The 21,756-nt window shown below is 41.6% G+C and carries 24 protein-coding genes and 1 other annotated feature; all 24 genes read right to left on the reverse strand.

Annotated features, from left to right (window positions below):
- Positions 1 to 13: 13 nt before the first annotated feature.
- The 24 genes from rplX to rplA all read right to left on the reverse strand — a co-directional run bounded on the left by rplX (position 14) and on the right by rplA (position 21,676).
- Positions 14 to 325: a 50S ribosomal protein L24 gene (gene rplX / locus BN988_RS17970; RefSeq protein WP_036578657.1), complete on the reverse strand. Its 312-nt coding sequence runs from the start codon at positions 323 to 325 to the stop codon at positions 14 to 16.
- Between the two features lie 192 nt (positions 326 to 517).
- Positions 518 to 886, reverse strand: coding sequence for a 50S ribosomal protein L14 (rplN, locus tag BN988_RS17975; RefSeq protein ID WP_036578659.1), 369 nt, complete (start codon positions 884 to 886; stop codon positions 518 to 520).
- A 42-nt stretch (positions 887 to 928) separates the two neighbouring features.
- Complete coding sequence (gene rpsQ / locus BN988_RS17980; RefSeq protein WP_036578661.1) at positions 929 to 1,192, reverse strand: 30S ribosomal protein S17; 264 nt, start codon at positions 1,190 to 1,192, stop codon at positions 929 to 931.
- Positions 1,193 to 1,217: 25 nt separating this feature from the next.
- Positions 1,218 to 1,418, reverse strand: coding sequence for a 50S ribosomal protein L29 (gene rpmC / locus BN988_RS17985; protein WP_036578662.1), 201 nt, complete (start codon positions 1,416 to 1,418; stop codon positions 1,218 to 1,220).
- On the reverse strand, positions 1,408 to 1,842 hold the full coding sequence (gene rplP / locus BN988_RS17990) for a 50S ribosomal protein L16 (protein WP_036578664.1): 435 nt from the start codon (positions 1,840 to 1,842) through the stop codon (positions 1,408 to 1,410). The genes rpmC and rplP overlap by 11 nt, the downstream gene beginning before the upstream one ends.
- A gap of 18 nt (positions 1,843 to 1,860) precedes the next feature.
- Positions 1,861 to 2,502, reverse strand: coding sequence for a 30S ribosomal protein S3 (gene rpsC, locus BN988_RS17995; RefSeq protein ID WP_036578666.1), 642 nt, complete (start codon positions 2,500 to 2,502; stop codon positions 1,861 to 1,863).
- Between the two features lie 3 nt (positions 2,503 to 2,505).
- A complete protein-coding gene (gene rplV, locus BN988_RS18000) occupies positions 2,506 to 2,847 on the reverse strand; it encodes a 50S ribosomal protein L22 (protein ID WP_036578667.1) in 342 nt (113 codons plus the stop codon).
- A gap of 18 nt (positions 2,848 to 2,865) precedes the next feature.
- Positions 2,866 to 3,144, reverse strand: coding sequence for a 30S ribosomal protein S19 (rpsS, locus tag BN988_RS18005; protein ID WP_036578668.1), 279 nt, complete (start codon positions 3,142 to 3,144; stop codon positions 2,866 to 2,868).
- Between the two features lie 58 nt (positions 3,145 to 3,202).
- Entirely contained in the window at positions 3,203 to 4,033 is an 831-nt protein-coding gene (rplB, locus tag BN988_RS18010) for a 50S ribosomal protein L2 (protein ID WP_036578670.1), read from the reverse strand.
- Positions 4,034 to 4,064: 31 nt separating this feature from the next.
- Positions 4,065 to 4,352, reverse strand: coding sequence for a 50S ribosomal protein L23 (rplW, locus tag BN988_RS18015; protein WP_036578671.1), 288 nt, complete (start codon positions 4,350 to 4,352; stop codon positions 4,065 to 4,067).
- Complete coding sequence (gene rplD / locus BN988_RS18020; RefSeq protein WP_036578672.1) at positions 4,352 to 4,975, reverse strand: 50S ribosomal protein L4; 624 nt, start codon at positions 4,973 to 4,975, stop codon at positions 4,352 to 4,354. The genes rplW and rplD overlap by 1 nt, the downstream gene beginning before the upstream one ends.
- Positions 4,976 to 5,001: 26 nt before the next feature.
- Entirely contained in the window at positions 5,002 to 5,631 is a 630-nt protein-coding gene (rplC, locus tag BN988_RS18025; protein WP_036578674.1) for a 50S ribosomal protein L3, read from the reverse strand.
- Positions 5,632 to 5,661: 30 nt separating this feature from the next.
- Positions 5,662 to 5,970, reverse strand: a complete 309-nt coding sequence (gene rpsJ / locus BN988_RS18030; RefSeq protein ID WP_036578675.1) for a 30S ribosomal protein S10 — start codon at positions 5,968 to 5,970, stop codon at positions 5,662 to 5,664.
- A gap of 431 nt (positions 5,971 to 6,401) precedes the next feature.
- On the reverse strand, positions 6,402 to 7,592 hold the full coding sequence (gene tuf / locus BN988_RS18035; protein WP_036578677.1) for an elongation factor Tu: 1,191 nt from the start codon (positions 7,590 to 7,592) through the stop codon (positions 6,402 to 6,404).
- 121 nt (positions 7,593 to 7,713) lie between these two features.
- A complete protein-coding gene (gene fusA / locus BN988_RS18040) occupies positions 7,714 to 9,792 on the reverse strand; it encodes an elongation factor G (protein WP_036578678.1) in 2,079 nt (692 codons plus the stop codon).
- A gap of 42 nt (positions 9,793 to 9,834) precedes the next feature.
- Positions 9,835 to 10,305: a 30S ribosomal protein S7 gene (rpsG, locus tag BN988_RS18045; protein WP_036578679.1), complete on the reverse strand. Its 471-nt coding sequence runs from the start codon at positions 10,303 to 10,305 to the stop codon at positions 9,835 to 9,837.
- Between the two features lie 48 nt (positions 10,306 to 10,353).
- Positions 10,354 to 10,767, reverse strand: coding sequence for a 30S ribosomal protein S12 (gene rpsL / locus BN988_RS18050; protein ID WP_036578680.1), 414 nt, complete (start codon positions 10,765 to 10,767; stop codon positions 10,354 to 10,356).
- A 148-nt stretch (positions 10,768 to 10,915) separates the two neighbouring features.
- A complete protein-coding gene (locus BN988_RS18055; RefSeq protein ID WP_036578682.1) occupies positions 10,916 to 11,167 on the reverse strand; it encodes a 50S ribosomal protein L7ae-like protein in 252 nt (83 codons plus the stop codon).
- Between the two features lie 217 nt (positions 11,168 to 11,384).
- Positions 11,385 to 14,996, reverse strand: coding sequence for a DNA-directed RNA polymerase subunit beta' (gene rpoC, locus BN988_RS18060; protein WP_036578683.1), 3,612 nt, complete (start codon positions 14,994 to 14,996; stop codon positions 11,385 to 11,387).
- Positions 14,997 to 15,110: 114 nt separating this feature from the next.
- Positions 15,111 to 18,647 carry a DNA-directed RNA polymerase subunit beta gene (gene rpoB / locus BN988_RS18065; RefSeq protein ID WP_036578684.1) on the reverse strand — a complete coding sequence of 1,179 codons (3,537 nt, stop codon included), beginning with the start codon at positions 18,645 to 18,647 and terminating at the stop codon, positions 15,111 to 15,113.
- A 373-nt stretch (positions 18,648 to 19,020) separates the two neighbouring features.
- Positions 19,021 to 19,623, reverse strand: a complete 603-nt coding sequence (locus tag BN988_RS18070; RefSeq protein WP_036578686.1) for a class I SAM-dependent methyltransferase — start codon at positions 19,621 to 19,623, stop codon at positions 19,021 to 19,023.
- A 115-nt stretch (positions 19,624 to 19,738) separates the two neighbouring features.
- Positions 19,739 to 20,104: a 50S ribosomal protein L7/L12 gene (gene rplL, locus BN988_RS18075; RefSeq protein WP_036578687.1), complete on the reverse strand. Its 366-nt coding sequence runs from the start codon at positions 20,102 to 20,104 to the stop codon at positions 19,739 to 19,741.
- A 53-nt stretch (positions 20,105 to 20,157) separates the two neighbouring features.
- Positions 20,158 to 20,658, reverse strand: a complete 501-nt coding sequence (gene rplJ, locus BN988_RS18080; RefSeq protein WP_036578689.1) for a 50S ribosomal protein L10 — start codon at positions 20,656 to 20,658, stop codon at positions 20,158 to 20,160.
- 119 nt (positions 20,659 to 20,777) lie between these two features.
- Positions 20,778 to 20,929 (reverse strand) — a sequence feature (ribosomal protein L10 leader region).
- A 48-nt stretch (positions 20,930 to 20,977) separates the two neighbouring features.
- The gene (gene rplA / locus BN988_RS18085) at positions 20,978 to 21,676 is read right to left on the reverse strand and encodes a 50S ribosomal protein L1 (protein ID WP_036578691.1); all 699 of its coding nucleotides are present in this window, start codon (positions 21,674 to 21,676) and stop codon (positions 20,978 to 20,980) included.
- Between the last annotated feature and the right edge of the window lie 80 nt (positions 21,677 to 21,756).

The following is a 21,756-nucleotide window of genomic DNA, read 5'->3' on the forward strand; positions in this document are numbered from 1 at the left end:
TTTCGTCGCTAAATTATTTATCTATTGCTTCACCGGATTTTTTAGCGATGCGGACTTTCTTTCCGTCACGTACTTCATACCCAACGCGAGTTGGTTCACCGGATTTAGGATCTATTGGCATTACGTTAGAAGCGTGGATTGGAGCTTCTTGGTTTAGGATTCCACCTTGTGGATTTTCCTGTGAAGGTTTCGCATGTTTTTTCATCATGTTAATGCCTTCTACAAGAACGCGCTCCTGAGCTGGGTTCACTTCTAGGATTGTGCCTTCTTTACCGCGGTCTTTACCGGATATTACTTTAACTTTATCACCTTTTTTTACATGCATGCTTGACGCACCTCCTTGCAAGGCTAATTTTAGCTTATAGCGGAAGTTCAAAGTCTCCTGTAAAAATGGCGCATCGAATTTCTTCGTTGGCTAACTTTTCCGATACTCACGTATTTACTCTATACGTTCCGTTTCTCAAAGCTTCGCCGCCTCGAACTTCTCGGCCCTTTTCACACTCGGCCTGAACTGCTCTTATAGAACTTCTGGAGCTAGAGATACGATTTTCATGAATTTTGCATCACGTAATTCACGTGCAACTGGTCCGAAGATACGAGTACCTCGTGGACTTTTATCATCACGGATAATTACCGCTGCATTTTCATCAAAACGAATGTATGAACCATCTTTACGACGTGCACCAGATTTAGTACGTACGATGACAGCTTTAACAACTTCACCTTTTTTGACAACGCCTCCTGGTGTTGCTTGTTTGACAGTACAAACAATTACATCACCAATATTGGCAGTTTTACGGCCAGATCCGCCTAACACTTTAATAGTTAAGACTTCACGTGCGCCAGAGTTATCTGCAACTTTTAAGCGAGTTTCCTGTTGAATCATATCGCTGTGACCTCCCTTCGGATACCTTCCGAGCGAACTTTATTATATAATTACCGCTTCTTCAACGACTTCAACCAAACGGAAACGTTTAGTTGCTGATAGCGGACGAGTTTCCATGATACGCACAACATCTCCAGTTTTTGCCTGGTTGTTCTCGTCATGTGTTTTGAATTTCTTAGAGTATTTTACACGTTTACCGTATAGTTTATGAAACTTATAAGTTTCAACTAATACTGTAATTGTTTTATCCATTTTGTCTGATACGACACGGCCTGTATATACCTTACGATCATTACGTTCAGTCATTCGAGGCTAACCTCCTCTCAGATTTCTAGTTATTTACGCTAACTTCGCGTTGGCGTACTACTGTTTTCATGCGAGCAATTGACTTTCTCACTTCACGAATACGAGCAGTGTTTTCCAGTTGACCAGTTGCAAGCTGGAAGCGCAAATTAAATAGTTCTTCTTTTAAAGATTTTACTTTTTGTTCAATTTCGGCAGTGGTTAGTTCTCTGATTTCATTAGCCTTCATTGCTTTCACCACCAATTTCTTCACGTTTTACGAATTTAGTTTTGATCGGCAGTTTGTGAGATGCTAGACGTAGCGCTTCACGAGCAACCTCTTCGGGAACTCCTGCGATTTCAAACATGATTTTTCCTGGTTTTACTACTGCTACCCAGCCTTCTGGAGCACCTTTACCGGAACCCATTCGAACTTCTAGGGGTTTTGCAGTGTATGGCTTATCAGGAAAGATTTTAATCCAAACTTTACCGCCACGTTTCATGTAACGAGTCATTGCAATACGGGCAGCCTCAATCTGACGACTAGTGATCCATGAAGCTTCTGTTGCTTGTAGGCCGTATTCACCAAAAGCTACTGTAGTACCACCTTTAGCTTGGCCTCTCATTTTACCACGATGTTGTCTACGATATTTTACGCGTTTAGGCATTAACATAATGCATTGCCCCCTTCCTTATTTGTTTGATTTAGTTGGAAGGACTTCCCCACGATAGATCCACACTTTAACACCTAGTTTACCGTAAGTAGTATCTGCTTCAGCTGTACCATAATCGATATCAGCACGCAATGTGTGTAGTGGTACTGTTCCTTCACTATAATGTTCCGCACGAGCGATATCTGCTCCACCAAGACGTCCGGAAACTTGTGTTTTGATTCCTTTTGCTCCTCCGCGCATTGCACGTTGAATTGATTGCTTTTGTGCACGACGGAATGAGATACGGTTTTCTAATTGACGAGCAATGTTTTCAGCAACTAGTGTTGCATCAAGATCAACTTTCTTAATTTCCACAATGTTGATGTGTACTCGTTTACCAGTCAAGCTGTTCAATGATTTACGTAGAGCTTCTACTTCAGAACCGCCTTTACCAATTACCATTCCTGGTTTCCCAGTATGAATAGTGATGTTTACGCGATTAGCTGCGCGCTCGATGTCGATAGAAGAAACAGCAGCAATACGCAAACGGTTTTCAAGATATTCTCTGATTTTAATATCTTCATGTAGTAAGTCTGCATAGTCTTTACCAGCATACCATTTTGACTCCCAGTCTTTAATGATGCCGACACGAAGACCCGTTGGATTTACTTTTTGACCCACTGACTATCCCTCCTTCTTTTCTGTTACAACCACTGTAATGTGGCTAGTGCGTTTGTTAATTTTACTTGCACGTCCTTGTGCACGTGGACGGAAACGTTTCAATGTAGCACCTTCATTTACAAATGCTTCGGAAATCACTAGATTGTCCGGATCCATTTCGTAGTTGTGTTCTGCGTTTGCGATAGCAGACTTCAAAACCTTCTCTACGACTGGAGAAGCACCGCGTTGTGTGTGGCGTAGAATTGCAACTGCTTCGCCAACGTTTTTTCCTCGAATTAAATCAACGACTAATCGTACTTTACGAGGAGCAATACGAACCGATTTCGCCATGGCTTTAGCTTGCATACTTAGTGCCTCCTCTCATTAGCGTTTAGTTTTCTTATCATCGCCACCATGCCCTTTATACGTGCGAGTTGGCGCGAATTCACCTAGTTTATGACCGACCATGTCTTCTGTGATATAGACTGGTACGTGTTTACGTCCATCATATACAGCAACAGTGTGACCAATAAAAGTAGGGAATATTGTTGAACGACGTGACCAGGTTTTTACTACCTGTTTCTTGTCGTCTTCATTTAATTTCTCGATCTTTGACAATAGATGGTCATCTGCAAAAGGTCCTTTTTTCAAGCTACGACCCATGGATAAACCTCCTTCCGCAATTGAGAGACGGGTATATAATCCCGTCCACTACTTTCGATTATTTTTTACGTTTACGAACGATATATTTATCAGTCGGCTTATTACGTTTACGAGTTTTGTAACCAAGTGTAGGTTTGCCCCAAGGTGACATTGGTGATTTACGTCCGATTGGTGCACGTCCTTCACCACCACCGTGTGGGTGATCATTAGGGTTCATTACAGAACCACGAACTGTTGGGCGTTTGTTTAACCAGCGTGAACGACCAGCTTTACCGATACGAATAAGTTCATGTTCTAAGTTTCCAACCTGACCAACAGTTGCGCGACAAGTTGTAAGAACTAGACGAACTTCACCTGATGCTAAACGAACAAGTGTGTACTTTTCTTCACGACCAAGAATTTGTGCTTCCGCACCAGCAGAACGAGCTAATTGTCCACCGCGTCCTGGCTTTAATTCAACGTTATGAATAATTGTACCAACTGGAATGTTAGCAAGTGGAAGTGCGTTACCTACTTTGATATCCGCATCTACACCAGATTCGATTTTTTGTCCTACTTTTAGTCCTTTCGGAGCCAAAATGTAGCGTTTTTCACCATCAGCGTAATTGATTAGTGCAATGTTAGCTGAACGGTTTGGATCATACTCAATTGTAGCAACGCGTCCTGGTATACCATCTTTATCACGTTTAAAGTCGATAATACGGTATTGACGCTTATGACCGCCACCTTGATGACGAACAGTTAGTTTCCCTTGGTTATTACGACCACCACGTTTGTACAACGGGCTTAAAAGGGATTTCTCTGGAGTGTCTGTAGTGATTTCCGCGAAATCAGACACTGACATATTACGTCTTCCGTTAGACGTTGGTTTGAATTTTTTAATCGCCATCTTGTTTTCCCTCCTTCACGAGATTTTCTAGTTAACCTTCGAAGATTTCCAGATCTTTACTGTCTTCTGAAAGTTGAACGATAGCTTTTTTGCGGTTTGGACGGTAACCACCGTATCTTCCCATCCGCTTAAATTTACCTTTAAGGTTCATTGTGTTTACTTTATCTACTTTAACGCCAAATACAAGTTCAATAGCATCTTTGATCTCTGTTTTATTGGCTTTAGTACTTACTTCAAACGTATATTTCTTTTGTTCCATTAAGTCAGCAGAATTCTCTGTAATGACAGGGCGCTTTATAATATCACGTGGATCTTTCATTATGCAAGCACCTCCCCTGCTTTTTCAGCTGCATCCTTCGTTAGGATCAGCTTGTCATGCGTAAGCAAATCTAGAACATTTACTTCTTCAACAGTTAGAACTTTAACAGATTGAAGGTTGTTTGCGGAACGGATAACCGTTTCGTCTTTCTCAGCAGTTACGATCAATGCTTTTGTATCCACATTAAGTGCTTTAAGCATGCTCACTACTTCTTTTGTTTTTGGAGCATCCATCGCTAGACTTTCCAATACTACTAGATTTTCTTCTTGTACTTTAGAAGAAAGTGCAGATCTTAGTGCTAGACGACGTACCTTTTTAGGTAGTTTGTAGCTGTAGCTGCGTGGTGTTGGACCAAACACTACACCTCCGCCTACCCATTGTGGAGAGCGAATAGAACCTTGACGCGCACGGCCAGTTCCTTTTTGACGCCATGGTTTACGACCACCACCGCGTACGTCAGAACGACCTTTAACTGCATGAGTTCCTTGACGCATAGATGCACGTTGCATTACTACTGCTTCATGTAAAACATGTGTATTTGGTTCAATTCCAAATACAGAATCATTTAATTCCAGATCACCAGCTTGTGAACCGTCTTGTTTTAATAGTGCTACTTTAGGCATGACATATCCTCCCTTCGTGTGTGTGATTAGTTAGCCTTTACTGCACTCGTAATTTTTACGAATGATTTTTTTGCACCTGGTACATTACCTTTGATTAATAGCAAGTTGCGTTCAGCATCTACACTAACAACCTCAAGGTTTTGAATTGTTACTTGTGTTCCACCCATTTGACCTGGTAGTGGACGTCCTTTGAAGACACGCATTGGGTCAACCGCACCTAGTGAACCAGGGCTTCTATGGTAATGAGAACCATGGGACATTGGACCACGTTGTTGATTGTGGCGTTTAATAGAACCTTGGAATCCTTTACCTTTGGTTGTGCCTGTTACGTCGATCTTGTCTCCTGCTTGAAAAACTTCAACGCTGATTTCTTGACCAACTTCATGTTCGTCAAGCTTCGCGTCACGGATTTCACGAACGTAGCGCTTAGGGGCTGTGTTTGCTTTGTCAGCATGGCCTTTTTCCGCCTTGTTAGTACGTGATCCTTTTTCATCAGCAAAACCGATTTGCAGTGCTTCATAGCCATCATTTTCTAATGTTCTCTTTTGTAGAACTACGTTTGGCTCAGCTTGAATTACAGTCACAGGTACTAATTCACCAGTTTCAGAAAATAGCTGAGTCATGCCGATTTTACGACCTAAGATTCCTTTCGTCATCCGTTACACCTCCTATAGTAAAACATTTATTTATAATTTAATTTCAATGTCAACACCTGATGGTAAGTCAAGACGCATTAGTGAATCAACTGTTTGTGGTGTTGGGTTAACAATATCGATAAGACGTTTATGTGTACGCATTTCGAATTGCTCACGTGAATCCTTATACTTGTGCACCGCGCGTAGTACTGTGTAAACCGATCTTTCTGTAGGTAATGGAATCGGACCAGACACGCTAGCACCTGAACGTTTCGCAGTATCTACGATTTTCTCAGCTGATTGATCTAAAATACGGTGATCATAAGCTTTCAAACGAATTCTAATCTTCTCTTTTGCCATTATTTTCCCTCCTTCTCGCCCATATTATTATAGACATTCTCCACGAAAATATCTCGACAACCCGCCATGGCAAAGGGGCCGGGTGTGCCAACAACCTTCCGCTTCATCGCCTTTGATGACCAACATTCTTATTATATAGAATTTATACGGTCATTGCAACCCTTTTTGTAAAAAACATTCATTGGGTCGCACATTTATGTATTATACTAACTATCGCTACTAAATGCAAGGGTGTGTGGAAATCTCTTTAATAAATTTCTCAGGTGGTATTTTACTAAGTACATCTTAATACATTGGGTCGACACTATGGTTATTTTAAAAAATTAAGTACTTGGATGTTTAATAGGGATTTACCATTACCTTCGAAAATTGAATTCTTGTTTAAAACCAAAAAAGGACCGCGCATAGTGCGCAGTCCTTTTGAAAAGGTATTATTTGTTGATAGAAGAAACAACACCAGATCCAACAGTACGTCCACCCTCACGGATAGAGAAACGAGTACCGTCTTCGATAGCAATTGGTGAGATCAATTCTACAGACATTTCGATGTTATCGCCAGGCATTACCATTTCAACGCCTTCTGGAAGTGTAACAACGCCAGTTACGTCAGTTGTACGGAAGTAGAACTGTGGGCGGTAGTTACCGAAGAATGGAGTATGACGTCCACCCTCTTCTTTTGACAATACATAAACTTCAGCTTTGAAGTTAGTGTGTGGAGTAATTGAACCAGGCTTAGCAAGCACTTGTCCACGGTTGATGTCTTCACGTGCTACACCACGAAGAAGTGCACCAATGTTATCTCCAGCTTCTGCATAGTCAAGAAGCTTACGGAACATTTCAACACCAGTTACAGTTGTTTTAGAAGCTTCTTCATTGATACCAATGATTTCAACTTCGTCCCCAACTTTAACTTCTCCACGTTCAACACGGCCTGTTGCTACAGTACCACGACCAGTGATTGAGAATACATCCTCAACTGGCATCATGAATGGCTTGTCTTTGTCGCGGTCTGGAGTAGGGATGTACTCGTCAACTGCGTCCATAAGTTCAATGATTTTTGCTTCGTAGTCTGCATCTCCTTCGATTGCTTTAAGAGCAGAACCTTTGATTACTGGTACATCATCACCAGGGAAGTCGTATTCAGTTAATAGGTCACGTACTTCCATTTCAACTAGCTCAAGAAGTTCTTCATCGTCAACCATATCCGTTTTGTTAAGGAATACAACGATTGAAGGTACACCTACGTTACGAGATAGTAGGATGTGCTCACGAGTTTGTGGCATTGGACCATCTGCAGCAGATACTACAAGGATAGCTCCGTCCATTTGTGCAGCACCAGTGATCATGTTTTTAACATAGTCAGCGTGACCTGGGCAGTCAACGTGTGCATAGTGACGAGTATCTGTTTCGTACTCTACGTGAGAAGTCGCGATTGTGATTCCACGTTCTTTTTCTTCTGGTGCGTTATCAATTTGGTCATATGCCATTTGAGTACCTTTACCAGATTTCTTGTGCATTACGATTGTAATAGCAGCAGTTAAAGTAGTTTTACCATGGTCAACGTGTCCGATAGTACCAACGTTTACGTGACTTTTTGAGCGATCAAACTTTTCTTTACCCATTTATAGTTCCTCCTTTAAATAAATAAAAGTATTTGTAAGATTTTATGTGTGGCTAAGAAACAATACTAGATTATTTCTTAGCCTTCACTAAAGTTATACTTTAGTTGCAGAAAAAAATCAATTATTCACCTGCATTTTTCTTGATAATTTCTTCAGAAATGCTTTTCGGCACTTCTTCGTAATGATCAAAATGCATTGTGAAGACTCCGCGTCCTTGCGTGTTAGAACGTAATGCAGTTGCATAACCGAACATTTCAGATAAAGGAACAAATCCTCTTACTACCTGTGCAGTTCCGCGTGCTTCCATACCTTCCACACGACCACGACGACTTGTTACGTCACCCATGATATCACCAAGGTACTCCTCAGGGATAACAATTTCTACTTTCGCGATTGGCTCAAGTAAAACTGGGTTACATTTGTTTTTCGCTGCTTTCAGTGCCATTGATCCAGCAATTTTAAATGCCATCTCGTTGGAATCCACATCATGGTAGCTTCCATCATATAGAGTAGCTTTAACATCAATTAGTGGATATCCAGCTAGGACACCATTTTCCATTGATTCTTCAATACCCGCTTCAACAGAACCGATGTATTCACGTGGTACGACACCACCAACAACTTTGTTTACAAATTCATAGCCGGCACCTTCTTCGTTTGGCTCAAATTTAACCCAAACGTGTCCGTATTGCCCACGTCCACCTGACTGACGTACGAATTTACCTTCGACTTCAGCTGCTGAACGGAATGTTTCACGGTATGCAACTTGTGGCGCACCAACATTAGCTTCAACTTTAAATTCACGCTTCAGGCGGTCAACAATGACATCAAGGTGAAGTTCACCCATACCAGAGATGATCGTTTGTCCTGTTTCAACGTTTGTTTCTGTTCTGAAGGTAGGATCCTCTTCAGCAAGTTTACCTAGAGCGATACCCATTTTATCCTGATCGGCTTTTGTTTTAGGTTCGATTGCAACCCCAATAACCGGTTCAGGGAAGTCCATGGATTCTAGAATAACTAGATCCTTTTCATCACAAAGTGTGTCTCCTGTAGTTGTATCTTTAAGACCAACTGCTGCAGCAATTTCACCGGAATAAACTTTTGAAATTTCTTCACGGGAGTTTGCGTGCATCTGTAGGATACGACCAACGCGTTCGCGTTTGTCTTTAACAGAGTTTTTAACATAAGAACCAGAATCTAAAGTTCCAGAGTATACGCGGAAGAATGTTAGCTTCCCAACGAATGGATCTGTCATTACTTTAAATGCTAGTGCTGAGAATGGCGCTTTATCATCTGATGGACGCGTAACTTTCTCTTCTGTTCCAGGAACAATCCCTTCGATAGCAGCAACATCAGTTGGTGCTGGAAGATACTTGATAACACCATCAAGCATTAATTGAACACCTTTGTTCTTAAATGCTGAACCACAGTATACTGGGTAGAATTCTACATCCAGTGTTGCTTGACGAATCGCATTATTCAATTCTTCGTTGGAGATTTCTTCTCCTTCTAGGAATTTCATCATTAGTTCTTCATCAAGTTCTGATACAGCTTCGATTAAGCTAGCACGTAGCTCTTCTGCCTTTTCCTTGTACTCTGCAGGGATCTCGCGAGACTCTGCTTTTGTACCAAGATCATCAAGGTAGAAGTGGGCTTCCATATTTACAAGGTCAATAATACCTTCGAATTCGTCTTCAGCACCAATTGGTAGCTGTACAGGATGCGCGTTTGCACCAAGACGTTCTTTCAAAGTACCTGTAGAGTATAGGAAGTCTGCACCAATTTTGTCCATTTTGTTAATGAAAACAATTCTTGGTACACCATACGTAGTAGCCTGACGCCAAACTGTTTCTGTTTGAGGTTCAACACCTGATTGAGCATCAAGAACCGTAACGGCACCATCAAGTACGCGTAGGGAACGTTCAACTTCAACAGTGAAGTCTACGTGTCCTGGTGTATCAATAATGTTGATACGGTGGTCTTTCCATGCAGCAGTTGTTGCAGCGGAAGTAATTGTAATACCACGCTCTTGCTCCTGCTCCATCCAGTCCATTTGAGAAGCACCTTCATGTGTTTCACCAATTTTATGAATACGTCCTGTGTAGAAAAGAATACGCTCTGTAGTAGTGGTTTTACCTGCATCAATGTGTGCCATAATTCCAATATTACGCGTCTTTTCCAAGGAGAACTCTCTAGCCATGTATTCTTCTCCTTCCTATTAAAAGCTATATTTTGAATTAACTTACCAGCGGTAGTGAGCGAATGCTTTGTTCGCTTCCGCCATTTTGTGCATTTCTTCGCGACGTTTAACTGCAGCTCCTGTATTGTTAGAAGCATCCAGAATTTCGTTAGCAAGACGTTCTTCCATTGTCTTTTCTCCGCGTAGACGAGAATAGTTTACGATATAACGTAGTCCTAGAGCCTGACGGCGTTCTGGGCGAACCTCCATTGGCACTTGGTAGTTTGAACCACCAACACGGCGTGCGCGTACTTCAAGTACAGGCATTACGTTTTTCATAGCTTGTTCAAAAACTTCCATAGCGTTTTGTCCGCTTTTTTCATTTACAAGTTCAAATGCATTATAAAGAATCTTTTGTGCAATCCCCCGTTTACCGTCAATCATGATCTGGTTGATTAAACGAGTGACAAGTTTTGAATTATAAAGTGGATCTGGCAAGACATCGCGTTTAGGTACTGGTCCTTTACGTGGCATATGTCCTCCTCCTTTCCTAATTATGATGATGCGAGACTAGTGTCACGCTTATTTTTTAGGTCTTTTCGTACCGTATTTAGAACGGCCTTGTGCACGACCTTCAACTCCTGCTGTATCAAGTGCTCCACGAACAATGTGGTAACGAACACCAGGTAAGTCTTTTACACGTCCACCGCGAAGCAATACAACACTGTGCTCCTGTAGATTGTGACCAATCCCTGGGATATATGCAGTTACCTCCATGTTGTTAGAAAGACGAACACGCGCATATTTACGAAGTGCAGAGTTCGGTTTCTTTGGAGTTAGTGTACCCACACGTGTACAAACACCACGTTTTTGTGGAGAGTTTTGGTCTGTTAGTTTCTTTTTGAAGCTATTGTAGCCCTTGTTAAGTGCTGGAGAATCAGACTTTTTAGGCTTGCTCACACGTCCTTTACGGACAAGTTGATTAATAGTTGGCATTTTGTTTTCCTCCCTTCCGGAATAAATAATAGTCTAAAATAAACTGGCACAACCTAGAGTATAACAGGTTGTTTGTAATACCACACAGCCAGGTGGTTCATCTTTTGGCAAAAAACAAAGCTTCAACGATTTAGTTTCGTTAAAACTATTATCTTCTGATTGCTACTGTTGAGGCACCCACTTCAATACCGCAAGCTGCACCTAGCTTTTCCATTGAATCTACTCGCTGACAAGGTATTCCAAGCTCTTCAGCCAAACCTGCTACCTTTTGCGTTATTTGCCTATCAGCATCATCTGCAATAACCACTTCGCTTATTTCGCCATTTTTCATAGCTTTAAGCGTTTGTTTAGTACCGATGATTATTCGTGATTTAACCTGTGCTACTTTTTCATAAGACATCTCATATCCTCCAAAGCAACAAGTGTAATCAGAAGCACCTTAAATATTCTACCATTCACATTTTTTTATGTCAACATGATTTAAAATATTTTTGGTACTTCTAATTGTAATCCCTTGTTTTTGACCTAAAGATCAGGAGAGCCAGACTGCTACTAATCCGTAACAAGACTCTCTATCTTCCTGACTCCCTGCTTTAGGTGTTGCTAAGCTATCCCCACTATTGTATGGTTTCTGTTTCTTCTGTTTCCTCAGTTGTATCAGCTAAGTCGTCCAGAGAAGCTTTCACTTTTCGGTATTTTTGCATTCCAGTACCAGCTGGAACAAGTTTACCGATGATAACATTCTCTTTTAGACCAAGTAATTCATCGCGTTTTCCTTTGATCGCTGCATCTGTAAGAACTCTTGTTGTTTCTTGGAACGATGCGGCTGATAAGAAGGAATCTGTTTCAAGGGAAGCTTTTGTAATACCAAGCAGAACTGGTTTCCCTGTCGCTGGTTGCGCACCCTCGTTTAGTACCGTATGGTTGGCATCACGGAACTGGTGTAACTCAAGCAAGGATCCCGGAAGAACATTTGTGTCTCCTGAATCAATTACTCTTATCTTACGAAGCATTTGGCGAACCATTACTTCTACGTGTTTGTCACCAATTTCCACACCTTGCATACGGTAAACGCGTTGAACTTCGCGTAACAAGTAATCCTGAACGCCTTCTACACCCTGCACACGTAATAGATCTTTCGGATCAACAGAACCTTCTGTAAGTTCCTGACCAGCAATAACGGTGTCTCCAACGCTGACCTTCATACGGGCATTGTAAGGAACTGCGTAAGCGCGTTGCTCTACGTCGCTTTGTACAATGATTTCCTGTTTATCTTTTACTTCTTTTACTTCTTGAACAGTACCATACACTTCACTAATTACAGCTTGACCTTTCGGGTTACGCGCTTCAAACAACTCTTGGATACGCGGTAAACCTTGGGTAATATCGTCTCCAGCAACCCCACCTGTATGGAAGGTACGCATTGTTAGCTGTGTACCTGGCTCTCCGATGGATTGTGCTGCGATAATTCCTACTGCTTCGCCAACTTCTACATCGGCTCCTGTAGCAAGGTTACGGCCATAACACTTCTGACAAACGCCATGTTTCGTGTTACAAGTAAACGCCGTACGAATGGTAACCTCTTCAATGCCTGCTTCCACAATTTGCTTCGCTTGGTCCTCTGAAATCAACTCATCATGATCTACGATGATATCGTTGGTTTCAGGGTGCTTCACAGGATGGAACGCAGTACGACCAATTAAACGGTCGATAAGTGGTTCAATCAATTCTGTTCCGTCAGTTAGAGCTGAAACAGTTAAGCCTCTATCAGTACCACAGTCATCTTCACGGACAATAACATCTTGCGCAACGTCAACGAGACGACGGGTTAGGTAACCAGAGTCCGCTGTCTTCAAGGCAGTATCGGCAAGTCCTTTACGCGCACCGTGAGTGGAGATAAAGTACTCTAGTACTGTAAGTCCTTCTCGGAAACTTGACTTGATCGGTAACTCAATAATCTTACCAGCCGGGTTGGCCATTAGACCACGCATACCAGCAAGCTGTGTGAAGTTGGAGGCATTACCCCTCGCCCCTGAATCACTCATCATGAAGATTGGGTTACGTTCACTAAGTGACTTCATAAGTTTTTCTTGGATATTGTCCTTCGCTTGTGACCAAACAGCGATAACTCTGTCATAACGCTCTTCATCTGTAATCAGACCACGACGGAATTGTTTTAAGACATTATCTACTTTCTTCTGTGCTTCTACAAGAATTGTTTCTTTTTCTGGTAGTACCACAATATCAGAGATACCAACAGTCATACCCGCCTTCGTAGAATAGCTGAATCCGAGATCCTTCATTCTATCAAGCATTTTAGACGTTTCACTGATCTTAAATTTCTTAAAGACTTCAGCGATGATATCACCAAGGAAACCTTTCTTAAACGGCTTGATAATATCTCGAGATTTTATCTCTTCCTTAATATTTGTGCCATTAGCAACAAAGTATTTCTCCGGAGTTTCGATCTCCAAGTTACTTTGTGTCGGCTCATTAATATACGGGAAGGACTCAGGAAGAATGTTATTGAAAATAAGCTTCCCAACCGTTGTAATTAGCAACTGATTGTGTTGCTCTTCTGTAAATGTTTTATTATTTAGACTTGAAGCCTGAACAGCTATCCGTGTATGAAGATGTACATACCCGTTTTGGTAAGATAGTACTGCTTCATTAAGATCTTTAAAGACAGTACCTTCCCCAAGTGCACCCTCACGTTCTAGAGTTAAGTAGTAGTTTCCTAATACCATATCCTGAGAAGGTGTAACAACTGGTTTTCCATCTTTCGGATTTAAGATGTTCTGTGCTGCAAGCATCAAGATACGCGCTTCAGCTTGCGCTTCTGCAGATAACGGCACGTGGACAGCCATTTGGTCTCCATCAAAGTCAGCGTTATATGCTGTACATACAAGTGGATGTAACCTAATTGCCCGGCCTTCTACCAATGTTGGCTCAAATGCCTGGATTCCCAATCTGTGAAGCGTTGGTGCACGGTTAAGTAATACAGGATGCTCCTTAATTACTTCTTCCAATACATCCCAAACCTCTGGGTGCACACGTTCTATTTTCCGCTTAGCAGATTTGATGTTGTGCGCAATACCTTTTGAAACGAGCTCTTTCATGATAAATGGTTTGAATAATTCTAGTGCCATTTCCTTCGGTAGACCACATTGATACATTTTCAAATGTGGACCAACGACGATAACAGAACGACCAGAGTAGTCAACACGTTTACCTAGCAAGTTTTGACGGAAACGACCCTGTTTCCCTTTAAGCATATGTGAAAGGGATTTAAGCGGTCTATTACCAGGACCAGTCACAGGACGACCGCGACGGCCATTATCAATTAGTGCATCTACCGCTTCTTGTAGCATCCGCTTCTCGTTTTGTACGATAATGCTTGGTGCTCCAAGATCCAATAGTCGTTTAAGACGGTTGTTACGGTTAATTACACGACGATACAAATCATTTAAATCAGAAGTGGCAAAACGCCCACCATCCAGTTGTACCATTGGACGGATTTCTGGTGGAATAACAGGTAATACGTCCAATACCATCCAAGAAGTATCATTACCGGAATTACGGAATGATTCAAGTACCTCTAGACGTTTAATTGCACGTGTTCTTCGTTGTCCTTGAGCTGTCTTCAATTCTTCTTTCATTGCATCGACTTCTTTTTCTAGGTCAATGTCTTGAAGAAGCTTACGGATTGCTTCTGCACCCATTTGAGCTTTAAACGTTTTTCCGTACTTGTCATAATAAGCGCGGTATTCTTTCTCTGACAATAGTTGCTTCTTTTCTAATGGTGTGTTACCTGTCTCTGTAACAATATATGCAGCAAAATAAATAACTTCTTCCAATGCTCGTGGTGACATATCTAGCACAAGACCCATTCGGCTTGGGATTCCTTTGAAATACCAAATATGGGAAACAGGAGCTGCTAATTCAATATGTCCCATACGCTCACGGCGTACTTTTGCTTTTGTTACTTCCACACCACATCGGTCACAAACAACGCCTTTATAACGAACTCGTTTGTATTTTCCACAATGACATTCCCAGTCTTTTTGCGGTCCAAAAATACGTTCACAAAACAGGCCGTCTTTTTCTGGCTTTAGTGTCCGATAGTTAATTGTTTCAGGTTTTTTTACCTCACCGTATGACCATGAACGGATCTTTTCTGGTGAAGCCAACCCTATTTTCATATACTCAAAATTATTTACATCTAGCAAGGGGCCTACCTCCCTTTTAGTGTCCAAAAATTTACCACAAGCTTATTTATGCGTTATATATACATTAAAAGTGGGGGGAGGTTCCTAACCCTATAGGAACCTGCCATCCAACTTTTAGTTACCTTCTATTTCTAAATTGAGTTTACTTGCCTGTTGTGTTTCCTCTTCTTCCAATTCGCGCATATCAATTTCTTGTTCATCACTGGAAAGCATTTTAACATCCATTCCAAGACTTTGAAGTTCTTTGATTAATACTTTGAAAGATTCTGGAACGCCTGGTTCAGGGACATTGTCACCTTTAACAATGGACTCATAAGTTTTCACACGACCGACAATATCATCTGATTTAACAGTTAATATTTCCTGTAGTGTATACGCAGCACCATATGCCTCAAGTGCCCAAACCTCCATCTCACCGAAACGCTGTCCACCGAATTGTGCTTTACCACCTAGTGGTTGTTGCGTTACAAGTGAATAAGGACCTGTTGAACGGGCGTGTAATTTATCATCAACCATGTGAGCAAGTTTGATCATGTACATGACACCAACAGACACACGGTTATCAAATGGCTCACCGCTTCTACCATCATAAAGAATAGTTTTCGCGTCACGAGGCATTCCCGCTTCTTCAAGTGTTTCCCATACATCTTCTTCTGTAGCACCATCAAATACTGGTGATGCAACATGTAGTCCAAGCTGTCTTGCAGCCATTCCTAGATGTAGTTCAAACACCTGTCCGATATTCATACGTGATGGTACCCCTAATGGGTTAAGCATGATATCAATTGGTGTGCCATCCGGCATGAACGGCATATCTTCTTCAGGTAAAATTTTAGAAATTACACCTTTGTTACCATGACGTCCTGCCATTTTATCGCCCTCATGAATTTTACGTTTTTGGACGATATATGCACGAACAAGTTGATTTACACCTGGTGGCAGTTCGTCTCCATCTTCACGGTTGAAGATTTTAACATCATGAACAATACCGCCAGCACCATGTGGTACACGTAAGGATGTATCTCTAACTTCCCGAGCTTTTTCACCGAAGATAGCATGTAGCAAACGCTCTTCAGCGGATAGTTCTGTAACCCCTTTTGGCGTTACTTTCCCTACAAGAATGTCACCGTCTGTTACCTCAGCACCAATACGGATAATTCCATGCTCATTAAGGTTTTTCAATGCATCTTCCCCGACGTTCGGGATATCTCTTGTAATTTCTTCTGGTCCAAGCTTTGTATCACGTGCTTCAGACTCATATTCTTCGATGTGAATAGAAGTATAAACATCGTCTTTTACAAGTCTCTCACTCATGATGATGGCATCCTCATAGTTATAACCTTCCCAGGTCATAAATCCTACAAGAACATTACGTCCTAGCGCCAGTTCTCCATTTTCCATGGATGGACCATCAGCTAAGATTTCGCCTTTTGTTACTCGGTCGCCTCCACTTACGATCGGGCGTTGGTTGTAACAAGTTCCTTGGTTGGAACGAATGTACTTCTGTAGCTTGTAACGATCTACGTCACCTTCTACTTCTTTACCATCCACTTCAGAAATACGACGTACGTAGATTTCTTTCGCTTCTACGCGTTCCACGATTCCTTCATGGCGACAAATAATAGCGGCACCTGAGTCTTTACCATCTACATATTCCATACCAGTACCAACAATCGGTGCTTCCGGGTTCATCAAAGGAACAGCCTGACGTTGCATGTTCGCACCCATTAATGCACGGTTGGAGTCATCATTCTCCAAGAAAGGAATACATGCTGTCGCAGCAGATACAACCTGTTTAGGAGATACGTCCATGTAATCAATTTGATCACGTGGAACAATGGTGTTCTCCCCGCGGAAACGAGCAATTACTTCTTCGTCAACAAAGTTTCCTTCATCGCCTAATTTCGCATTTGCCTGTGCAACAACGTAATTATCTTCTTCATCTGCTGTCAGATAATCAATCTGCGCTGTAACCTTACCTGTTTCAGGATCTACCCGACGATAAGGTGTTTCGATAAATCCGAACTTGTTCACTTTTGCATAACTGGACAGAGAGTTAATCAAACCGATGTTTGGACCCTCTGGTGTTTCAATCGGACACATACGACCATAGTGGGAATAGTGAACGTCACGTACTTCAAATCCAGCACGCTCACGTGTCAAACCACCTGGTCCAAGTGCAGATAGACGACGTTTATGCGTCAACTCTGCTAGTGGATTCGTCTGGTCCATAAACTGGGATAACTGTGAGCTACCAAAGAATTCTTTAATAGACGCAATAACCGGACGAATATTGATTAATTGTTGTGGTGTAATGCTAGAAGTATCCTGAATGGACATTCTCTCACGCACGACACGCTCCATACGTGACAAACCAATACGGAATTGGTTTTGCAACAATTCACCAACTGAACGCAAACGACGATTACCTAGATGGTCAATGTCATCTGTGTCCCCTACTCGGTGTAATAGGTTAAAGAAGTAACTGATTGATGAAAGGATATCAGCAGGTGTAATGTTCTTCACGCTAGTATCCACATCAGCATTTCCGATTACGTTAAGCACTCTTTCACCACTAGGGTCTGTTGGATCTACGATTTTAATGGATTGTAACGTAATATCTTCTTCAAGAACGCCATCTTTTGGCTCGCTTGTAATTTCGCCAAGCTTCTCTTCCGCTTTATCAAGATAAGGGATTAGTTTATTTAATAGTTTACGTTCTAGCTTGTCGCCTTTCTCTGCAAGAACTTCACCAGTTTCCTGATCCACTACCGTTTCAGCCAACACTTGGTTGAATAGGCGGTTTTTTATGTGTAATTTTTTATTCATTTTATAGCGCCCAACATGAGCTAAATCATATCGCTTAGGATCAAAGAAACGTGATACTAATAGACTTTTAGCATTTTCAACTGTTGGTGGCTCACCAGGACGAAGACGCTCATAAATTTCCAGTAGCGCTTTTTCCGTGGTTTCTGTATTATCTTTTTCAAGAGTGTTTTTAAGGTACTCATTATCACCAAGAAGATCAATGATTTCCTGATCTGTACCAAAACCAAGGGCACGAAGAAGCACCGTGATCGGCAACTTACGTGTACGGTCGATACGAACATAGGCAACGTCCTTGGCATCTGTTTCAAACTCTAGCCAAGCTCCCCTATTGGGAATAACCGTAGCAGCTACACCCCTTTTACCGTTTTTGTCTATCTTTTCATTATAGTAGACACTTGGTGAACGTACGAGCTGGGAAACAATTACTCGTTCCGCACCATTAATTACGAAAGTACCTGTATCTGTCATTAATGGGAAATCACCCATAAATACTTCCTGCTCTTTTACTTCACCGGTCTCATTATTAATCAAACGGACCTTCACGCGAAGCGGAGCATTGTACGTAACGTCTCTTTCTTTTGATTCATCTACAGGGTATTTTGGCTCACTGAGACTGTAATCCACAAACTCTAGCGATAAATTACCTGTAAAATCTTCAATAGGAGAGATGTCTCTAAACATTTCCCGCAAACCTTCTTCTAAGAACCACTCATAAGAAGCGGTTTGAATCTCGATTAGGTTTGGCAACTCTAATACTTCACTAATGCGCGCATAGCTCCTGCGTTGGCGGTGCCGTCCATACTGAACTAGTTGACCTGTCAACTGCTTCACCCCTTAAATCATGCATTCTTTATAGATTTCTCTACTCGGAATGGGTTATTATATTTAGGAAAACATACTAAAATAGCCTGCTTTCCGGTTCTAGCAAACAAACATAAAATGCCCAGCAAACATACTGAACAACTTGTAATTCGGAGTGATTACAAGTAGAATAATACGTAAAAAATGCTAGAGAAACGCAAAATAAAAATAGAAAAAAGGCTTTTTATTAAAAAAACCGTCTCTTATTTTACCCGATTTTACAAGTGTCCCCGAAGACTTATAAAATATACGTTTCAATTTTTATGAAAATACTTCTTGACAGAAGAACCCCCATGTTAGCATTTTCCTATCTTAACATAACAAAATAGAGCGGTCAAACATTAATAGCCCGCAATATAAAATAGCCTTTATCTTTCGCCATCGTTTCTACTTCTCCAAACAATGTTTCCAACTTTTTGATGGCTGATGGGGCACCTTGCTTTTTCTGAATCACAATCCAGAGCTCCCCGCCCTCAGCTAAAGCGGCATGGGCTTCTTCAAACAATTGGTGGACCACTTTTTTTCCAGCTCTTATTGGAGGGTTTGTTAATATCGCAGCAAAGTCTCTCTTGTTTACTTTTGCAAAGAGATCACTTTGGAACACTGTTGTATTGGATACATGGTTTAATTGTGCGTTTTTTTCGGCAAGCTCCACTGCCCGTTCATTCACATCTGCCATGAATACATGGCGTTCAGCGAATTCGTCTGCCAGCGTAATGCCGATTGGGCCATAACCACACCCCATATCCAGAATATCTCCGTCTACTTTCGGCTCCGTGAATTGCTCAATAAGCAATCGGGACCCAAAATCAACGTCATTTTTTGAAAATACCCCGACATCGCTAGTAAAGGTGTAGGATGTCCCGCGTAATGTATAACTCCATGTCTTTGGTGAACGTTTAGAATGAGGTTGTTGTGAGAAGTAATGCTCAGACATTTGGCACCTACTTTTTAATAGTTTTGCGAAGATACGAATAGCTGGATTGCTATCGATAAGGGTTTATACATAGAGAGCCCGTCGCATGAAATACGACGAGCTCCCATTATGGAAATTACTTAACTGCTACAGAAGCGCCTGCTTCTTCTAGCTTGCCTTTAACTTCTTCAGCTTCATCTTTAGATACAGCTTCTTTGATAGCTTTTGGTGCGTTATCAACTAGATCTTTTGCGTCTTTAAGACCAAGACCAGTGATTTCACGTACTGCTTTAACAACTTTGATTTTAGATGCTCCAGCACTTTCAAGCACTACATCAAATTCTGTTTTCTCTTCAGCAGCTTCTCCAGCTCCTGCTCCACCTGCTACCGCTACTGGCGCTGCAGCTGTTACACCAAATTCTTCTTCAATTGCTTTAACTAGGTCATTAAGATCTAGAACTGACATTTCTTTAATCGCATCAATGATTTGTTCTTTAGTCATGATAAAATTGCCTCCTATTTTAAATGTAATTTATTTATCCTGCTAGGCACAGATTATGCGCCTTGTTCTTCTTTTTGCTCCGCAATAGCTTTTGCAGCGTATGCGAAGTTTCGTACTGGTGCTGTAAGCACGCTAAGCAGCATAGAAACCATGCCTTCGTAATTCGGAAGATCTGCAAGCTCTTTGATTTGATCAAGGGTTGCAACTTTCCCTTCAATTACTCCACCTTTAATTTCCAACGCTTCGTGTTTTTTCGCGAAATCGTTAAGAATTCTTGCTGGCGCTACTACATCATCGTTACTGAAAGCTAAAGCAGTTGGTCCAACCAACACATCGCTTAGATCATTTAACTCAGCAGCTTCAACAGCACGGCGAGCCATTGAGTTTTTGTATACTTTGAAATCAATTCCAGCTTCACGTAGTTGTTTACGTAATTCTGTAACTTCCGCAACATCAAGCCCGCGGTAGTCTACAACTACAGAAGTTTGGCTTGCACGGAATTTTTCAGTGATTTCATCTACAACTTGTTTCTTTTGCTCAATAATACCGGACATTCTTCCACCTCCTGTTTGACAATTGATCATACCGTAAAGGAAACCGAATCTGCACAGAGCCAATAAGAACAGGCCACCTGGAATTAACCAGAGAAGCGCAACTTCTTATTGTTCTTGTTTTATAAACAAAAGAAGCTCCCGCGCAGACACGGGAGCTTACTATAACATACGATAATCATAGGGATTCATCGATCTGTTTTATAAACACCTCGGCAGGATATTAAGCGGATGGATCCGCCCCTACTGTCTACGGTACAACGTATTCTTTTATTCAACGCCTCTTAGTATACCTCAGGTTTCCCCGAGAGTCAACCACTAATTAACGACGAGTGTAAGTTGTTACATCTACTTTAACTCCAGGACCCATTGTAGAAGCTATAGAAGCATTCTTCATATAAGTTCCTTTAGCAGCCTGTGGTTTAACTTTTACAAGCTGTTCTGTAAGAGCCACGAAGTTTTCGATTAATTTATCGTTGTCAAAAGAGATTTTCCCGATTGGAACGTGGATGTTAGATTGTTTATCAACGCGGTATTCTACTTTACCTGCTTTGATATCCTTCACCGCTTTTTCAACTTCAAACGTTACAGTTCCAGTTTTAGGGTTTGGCATTAAGCCTTTTGGTCCCAATACGCGACCAAGTTTACCAACTTCAGCCATCATGTCTGGAGTAGCAACAATTACGTCAAACTCGAACCAACCTTGGTTAATTTTATTGATGTAATCAGATTCTCCAACATAGTCAGCTCCAGCTGCTTCTGCCTCTTTTGCTTTTTCGCCTTTTGCGAAAACCAATACACGTTGTGTTTTACCAGTACCGTGTGGTAGTACCATTGCTCCACGGATTTGCTGGTCTGCTTTCTTAGGGTCTACTCCCAAACGGAAAGCTGCTTCTACTGTTTCGTCAAAGTTAGCTTTAGCTACCTCTTTCACAAGAGAAACTGCTTCAGCTACTTCGTATGATTTTGAACGATCAACAAGCTTTGCAGCTTCTTGATGCTTTTTACCTTTTTTAGCCATTTTTATTTCCTCCTCTATTGTGGTTATAACGGTAATACCTCCCACTTACAAAAGCCGACTCGCTTCTGTAAAGCTGTGAG

This window comes from Oceanobacillus picturae (assembly GCF_000612865.1).
In the GTDB taxonomy this organism is placed as follows: Bacteria; Bacillota; Bacilli; order Bacillales; family Amphibacillaceae; genus Oceanobacillus_B; species Oceanobacillus_B jordanicus.